General features: G+C 69.8%; 8 protein-coding genes. 6 read left to right on the top strand and 2 right to left on the bottom strand.

Annotation, left to right across the window (positions count from 1 at the left end; all coding sequences use genetic code 11):
• The 4 genes from ACFWX1_RS35315 to ACFWX1_RS35300 form a co-directional block, all read left to right on the top strand.
• Positions 1-1,496: type VII secretion-associated protein (locus tag ACFWX1_RS35315; RefSeq protein WP_378394136.1), on the top strand; the 1,496-nt coding region annotated here is incomplete at its 5' end.
• A gap of 12 nt (positions 1,497-1,508) precedes the next feature.
• The gene (locus ACFWX1_RS35310) at positions 1,509-1,880 is read left to right on the top strand and encodes a hypothetical protein (protein WP_378394135.1); all 372 of its coding nucleotides are present in this window, start codon (positions 1,509-1,511) and stop codon (positions 1,878-1,880) included.
• A 255-nt stretch (positions 1,881-2,135) separates the two neighbouring features.
• Entirely contained in the window at positions 2,136-2,456 is a 321-nt protein-coding gene (locus tag ACFWX1_RS35305; protein WP_378394134.1) for a WXG100 family type VII secretion target, read from the top strand.
• 59 nt (positions 2,457-2,515) lie between these two features.
• The gene (locus tag ACFWX1_RS35300; protein ID WP_345396758.1) at positions 2,516-2,803 is read left to right on the top strand and encodes a WXG100 family type VII secretion target; all 288 of its coding nucleotides are present in this window, start codon (positions 2,516-2,518) and stop codon (positions 2,801-2,803) included.
• 87 nt (positions 2,804-2,890) lie between these two features.
• On the opposite strand, the gene ACFWX1_RS35295 is transcribed toward ACFWX1_RS35300, so the two are convergent.
• The gene (locus tag ACFWX1_RS35295) at positions 2,891-3,634 is read right to left on the bottom strand and encodes a DUF4333 domain-containing protein (protein ID WP_378394133.1); all 744 of its coding nucleotides are present in this window, start codon (positions 3,632-3,634) and stop codon (positions 2,891-2,893) included.
• 48 nt (positions 3,635-3,682) lie between these two features.
• Complete coding sequence (locus ACFWX1_RS35290) at positions 3,683-4,573, bottom strand: hypothetical protein (protein WP_378394132.1); 891 nt, start codon at positions 4,571-4,573, stop codon at positions 3,683-3,685.
• Between the two features lie 274 nt (positions 4,574-4,847).
• Here ACFWX1_RS35290 and rplM point away from each other — a divergent pair, with 274 nt between their 5' ends.
• Both rplM and rpsI read left to right on the top strand, forming a co-directional pair.
• Positions 4,848-5,300 (top strand): 50S ribosomal protein L13, encoded by a 453-nt coding sequence (gene rplM, locus ACFWX1_RS35285; protein WP_345396768.1) that lies wholly within the window; start codon positions 4,848-4,850, stop codon positions 5,298-5,300.
• Positions 5,301-5,314: 14 nt separating this feature from the next.
• On the top strand, positions 5,315-5,809 hold the full coding sequence (rpsI, locus tag ACFWX1_RS35280) for a 30S ribosomal protein S9 (RefSeq protein WP_378330880.1): 495 nt from the start codon (positions 5,315-5,317) through the stop codon (positions 5,807-5,809).
• Positions 5,810-5,952: the final 143 nt, after the last annotated feature.

The raw sequence follows: 5,952 nt of genomic DNA, 5'->3' as shown, positions 1-5,952 counted from the left end.
CACAGGCCTGGTATTGGGTCTCCACCCCCACCCCCCCCCGGGTGGGTTTTGGGGGGCTAAACGCAGCGGCGCGGCCGCAGCGGGGCGGGTTCCAGGTGCTGGCGACCAGGGGCGACCCGAGTTTCGGCGGCGCGGACATCGACCAGGCGCTGCTCGAGCACGTCGGCTCGCTCGTCTCGTCCGCGGACCCGGCGGCCTGGCGGCAGCTGGTCGAGGGCCGTGAACTCGCGGACCGGCGCCGCAGGCGTGTGCTCCGGCAGGACGTGCGCGGTGCCAAGGAGACACTGTCGCGGCACGCCTACACGGACGTGCCGATGCCGCCGCCGTTCGCGGACGCCCACGTGACCCGCGAGGATCTCGAGCGGCTGATCGGCGCGCCGCTCGGACGCGCCGTGGAGCTGACGAGCGCGGCCATCGCCGACGCCGGGCTGCGGCCGAAGCAGCTGACCGCGATCTTCCTGGTCGGCGGGTCGAGCCGGATTCCGATGATCTCGCGGTTGACGCACGAGCGGACCGGCGTCGTGCCGACGAGCCTGGACCAGCCGGAGACGGTCGTGGCCAGAGGCGCGCTCCGCGCCGTGCTCGTCGATCCCGATCGCACCGGTTCGCTGCCGGGCACCACCATGGCCCGTCTCGGCGCCATGCCCGGCGGCGTTCCCCCGGCCGAGCACCGCACCGAGGTCGTCCGGCCCGGGGACGTCCCGCGCCCCGCGGCGTCTCCGCCCGCCGCGCCCCCCGCACCTCGCACGGGCGACCCGCGCGCCACGCCGCCTCGCCCCACCGAACCGCACCCCAGCTTCCCGCCCCGGCCCGCCCCAAGCGCGTTTAGCCCGCTAAACGCAGCGCGCCAGGGGCCGCCGGCGTCGCCGCCCCGAGGTCAGGCAGCGGTTCCGTGGGGATCGTCGGCGCCGGAGCAGGGCGGCGACACGAAGCGGGTCGGGCGCGCCGGACGCTCGAAGCGGTCCAAGCTGCTCTGGATCGTCGCGGCCGTGGTGGTGGTCGCGCTGGGCGCCACCGGCCTGGTCGTGATGCTGAACCAGGGCGGCGCGGACAAACCTCCCGGGCGCCCCCTCGCCCAGTACGACTACCGCTTCATCGCGCCACCGGACTGGGTCCAGACCGACGACCGGGTCGCCGAGAAGCAGGTCGTCATCCATCCCCAGGACTCCCCGGCGGGCTTCGATCTGGTGGTCGCCCAGGAGTACCCGATGAACTACGACGCCACCGCCGATCGCCGGCAGCTCGTCGACGATCTGCGAGGCCAGGCCGCTCGCTACCCCGAGCGCTACAGCGCGTACGACCCCAACGCGTCCTACGCCGGCCGCCAGGTGATCGCCTATCAGGAGACGAAGGACCAGGCGAGGGTCTTCTGGTACGTCGTCGTGCAGGGCCGGATCCGGGTGCACATCGGCTGCCAGTACAGCGTGCCCGCGCTTCAGCAGCGGGTGAGCGCGGCCTGCCAGCAGGTCGCCCGCACGCTCGAGGTCGTCAACTGAAAGGGGCGCCTCGTGCCGTCCGAACCCGAGACCGCCGCCGCGGCCTTCACCCGTGCGGGGCAGGACGCGGTGACCTACGCTCGCCGCGTCGCGGGTGACGCGCTGGCGCGCAACGAACGTCATCGTGGCGAGAACGCGGAGCTGATCAAGCAGTTCGGCCGCGGCAGGCTCGCGGGCCGCGCCACGGATCCCACACCGGGCGCGCTGCGCGGGGCCGCGAAACGGTTCCGCGCCGCGCGGGGACTTCCGGTTCCGCAGCTGCCGTCGGCGGCCGAGTTGGTTCCCCCGAAGCCGGAACCGGAGCCGTCCGCACCGCGAAGGCCGCGTCCCGCCGAGGAGGAAGCGGACTTCTCCGAGTCGCGAATCATGATCCGCGATCAATGAACGCGGGCGCACGTGACCACTGTGCGTATGTTAAGTCGCCTGGTGGAGGTCCCCTTTTCGGGGAACGACCCGATCGCGGCGCAGGCTCGTGGAATACCGCGTGCGATCGGTTCCCGCCCCCGGCGTTCACTCAAGCAACTACTTGCGGGCAAACGGCGACACAGGGGAACCGGACATGGCAATGTCTCCGTCGTAGGTCCGTACGAAACAAACACGACCTAGTGCGGACAACCACTAACGAAGGGGGTAGCTCCCATGGCTGGCGGTTTCAAGGGAACTCCGGAGCAGTTCACCCAGGCCGAGCAGCGCGTCACCGAGGTGCGCGTCGCGATGGACCAGAACCTGTCGACGCTGCGCGACCGCATCGAGGCGACCCGCGCGGGCTGGCAGGGTGACGCGCAGAAGGCCTTCGACAAGGTGATGCAGCGCTTCGACGAGGACGGCCGGGGGATCAACCAGTCCCTGCAGAACATCGCGAACCTGCTTCAGGAAGCCGGTTCCAAGTACAAGCGCTCGGAAGAGCAGCAGCAGGAGATCATGAGCGCCGTGAACAAGGGCTTCGACGTTCTCGGCTGAGTGTCACCTCTTGACCTTTTCCCACCCATATTCTTTCCGACAAACAAAGGGAGTGCACCATGGCTGACGGCATCGTTGTCGATTATGGCGTCATCAACGCCGCTGCGGACGACTGCAACTCGACCGGCAAGGAACTGCAGGCCGCGTTCGACAAGCTGAAGGACGACCTTCGCCCGCTGACCCACGACTGGGAAGGTGCCGCGCGTACCCAGTACGACGAGGCCCAGCGCGTGTGGGACCAGAAGTTCGAGGACCTCAAGCAGGTTCTGGCGCAGATCGCCACCGCGCTGCCGCAGATCGCGGACGGCTACCAGGGCACCGAGCAGGGCGTCAAGGACCTGTTCTGAGCTACCTCGCCCCGGATAACCACGGCGGGCCCGGCACCTTGCGGTGTGGGCCCGCCGTTTCCGTTGGGGGACAAGGAAGAAACGACCTCAGTGCGGGGCGCCGACCTCGTACTCCGGCTTGTCGTTGAGCACCCGCACGGTGACCTTCTTCGGCTGGCCCCCGATCTGCAGGGTGCAGTCGAACGTCGTGCCGTTGTCGGCGAGCTGGTTCGCCGGGCACTGTACATTTTGGACGTTGGGTTCGCCGTAACTCTCGTTCAGCACCCGGGTCACACCGTCCTGAAGGGACTTCTGCTCGAGGACGTCACCGCGGAACGCGCCGAGCAGCCACGCGCCGACGCCCCCGACGACGACCACGAGCACGCCGATTCCGCCGTACAGCAACGGTTTCTTCGAACGTTGCCGTTTCTCGCCGGTTTCCGGGGAAAACGCTCCGAGCCCGCCGTACTGCGAAGGCTGGAACCCGCCACCGAACTGCTGGCCGGACGGCGGCGTGCCGGTGCCCGCCGCCGGTGTCTGCTGCGGTTCTGGGCTCGGCTGCCACTGCTGACCGGGCTGCTGCTGCCACTGTCCGCCGGGCTGCGGCGCGGACGGCTGCTGTGGCGCCGGGGGTTGCTGCCACGGCCCGGAAAAGGAACCGGTGCCACCGGGTTGCGGCGACTGCTGCCACTGCCCGGTGTAGGACCCGGTGACCGCGCCGGGCTCGGCGTTCTGCTGCCACTGGCCGGCGTGCGGGCCGGTGGCCTGCTGCTCGGGCTGCCACTGCTGCTGCGCGCCGCCGGTGTTCGGCTGCCACCACTGCTGCGGCTGCTGGTCGGGCGGCTGGCTCATCGGAGATCCCCTCGGGGCGCGCGGGCGGTCTTCACGTCGTCGGCCACGTCAGTTACCCCTCGCTTCGGCGATCTTGTCGAACAACGCGTCCTTCGCCGCCTTGTCCGGCAACGCGGTGATCTGCGCGGGATCGGGCAGCTTGGGTAGGTCCTGCGCGCTGGCCTTCCCGGTGAACCGGAAGTCGTACCGCAACTCGACCTTGTGGCCGCCGCCCTCGAACTTCGCCTCCATGACCATCTGGTCCAGGCTCCCGTCCGGGTTGAGCAGGATCTTGGTCGGGATGACCGCCTTGCGCAGCTCGGGGGTGATCTGGTTCTTGATCGACGGGGGGAGCTGCTCCACCGGGCGGGTGAGGAAGGCGTCGAACGACACGTCGGCGGTGAGCTCGGTCTTGCCGTCCTTGCCGACCTTCGCGCCCTTCACCGTCTTCTTGTCCGCGTTGTAGGACAGCGCGACGGCGTCGGCCATCTTGCAGGCGGTGAGGATGCCGGCGAACGCGCACTTCATCGTCAGCCCGCCCTCCGGCTTGGGCATCGACACCCACGAGGTCGGGGCGGCTCCCTTGAACACCGGGCCGAGGTACATGTACTCGAGGGCGCCGTCGGCCGGGGTGAAGGTGTCGAGGACGTCGTCGGGGTTCTTCTGCGAGCGGTTGTGGACCACCCGGCTCTCCGGGCTGCCGGTGCGGGCCGAGGTGATGACGCTGTGCGCGTACTTCTCGTCGAAGCGGAAGTAGTTGTCCGAGGAGGTGGTGACGTCCCGCTGGTCGGCGATGACGTCCTGGAGCTTGTTCATGGCGGTCTCGAACTTGCCGCCGACGTACGCCGCGGCGTCGTCCCCCTTGGGCAGCGCGGTGCCGGCGCGGGCCTGGCCGCACGCGGTGGTCAGCACCAGCACGGCGCCGAGCGCGCAGATGATCGTGGTTGGCCGTTTCCTCATCGCCGTTCCCCTGGTCGAGTCCACCCGCTCCGGGTGTACGCGGATCGTCTCATTCTCGCGTGTCGTGGGCGGCGGTGCGGGCGGTTCGCGTGGTCCGGCGGGTAGAGTTTTGCTGCGTCCACCCGGCTGGGACCCTAGTATGCGAGTCTGGAGCCACCCCCGCTGTGTGGGTCCGCCGGACGTGGGGGTATCTTCATATGTCGTTGTGCGCTGCGGCGCGTAAGCGCTAGGCCCGCACAGAACCCACACGCAATGTTGACGACGAGGTAGACCCTTGCCCACGTACAGCCCCAAGCCCGGCGACGTCACTCGTGCCTGGCACGTGATCGACGCCGAGGATGTCGTGCTCGGCCGGCTCGCGACCGAGGTCGCCACGCTGCTGCGCGGCAAGCACAAGCCGACCTACGCCCCGCACGTGGACACCGGTGACTTCGTCATCATCGTCAACGCCGAGAAGGTCGCACTCACCGGTAACAAGCGCGAGCAGAAGTTCGCGTACCGGCACAGTGGTTACCCTGGCGGTCTGCGCAAGCGCTCGTTCGGTGAGCTGCTCGACACCAAGCCGGAGCACCTTGTCGAGAAGGTCGTCAAGGGCATGCTGCCGAAGAACAAGCTCGGCCGCGCGCAGGCGAAGAAGCTCAAGGTCTACGCCGGCCCGGAGCACCCGCACGCCGCGCAGTCGCCGCAGGCGCGCGAGATCACCAAGATCGCGCAGGTCGCGCAGTGAGTGAGGAACAGTCTGTGACCAGCACCGAGACCGAGACCCCCGCGGTCACCGAGACTCCCGCGGTCGGCGAAGCCGTCGCGACGAGCGAGACGCCGGCCGCGCCGCGTCCCTCGCGTGCCGCCGGTGGCAACGCCCAGACCGTCGGCCGCCGCAAGGAGGCCGTCGTGCGGGTGCGCGTCGTTCCCGGTACCGGGGTGTTCAAGCTCAACGGCCGCACGCTCGAGGAGTACTTCCCCAACAAGGTGCACCAGCAGCTCATCCGTGAGCCCCTGGTCACGGTGGAGAAGCCGGACTCCTTCGACATCTTCGCCAACCTCCACGGTGGCGGGATCTCGGGCCAGGCCGGTGCGCTGCGCCTGGCGATCGCCCGTGCGCTGGTCGAGGTCGACGCCGACGACCGCCCGGCGCTGAAGAAGGCCGGCTTCCTGACCCGTGACGCGCGCGCCACGGAGCGGAAGAAGTACGGCCTCAAGAAGGCCCGCAAGGCCCCGCAGTACAGCAAGCGCTGATTCGCGCCCCAGGCGCAACCCACGGGAGCGCCGGCGCCGCGCGCCGCTAGTTGGGGCCCGGGGGTTGTCTGGGGGGCCGCCCCCCCGGAGAACCACCCCCCCCCCCCCCCCCCCCCCCCCCCCCCCCCCCCCGAGTGAGCGGG

The organism is Amycolatopsis sp. NPDC059021 (assembly GCF_042739895.1).
GTDB lineage: Bacteria > Actinomycetota > Actinomycetes > Mycobacteriales > Pseudonocardiaceae > Amycolatopsis.
The sequence above is the reverse complement of the archived record's forward strand: the minus strand, read 5'-3'. Positions and strand labels throughout refer to the sequence as shown.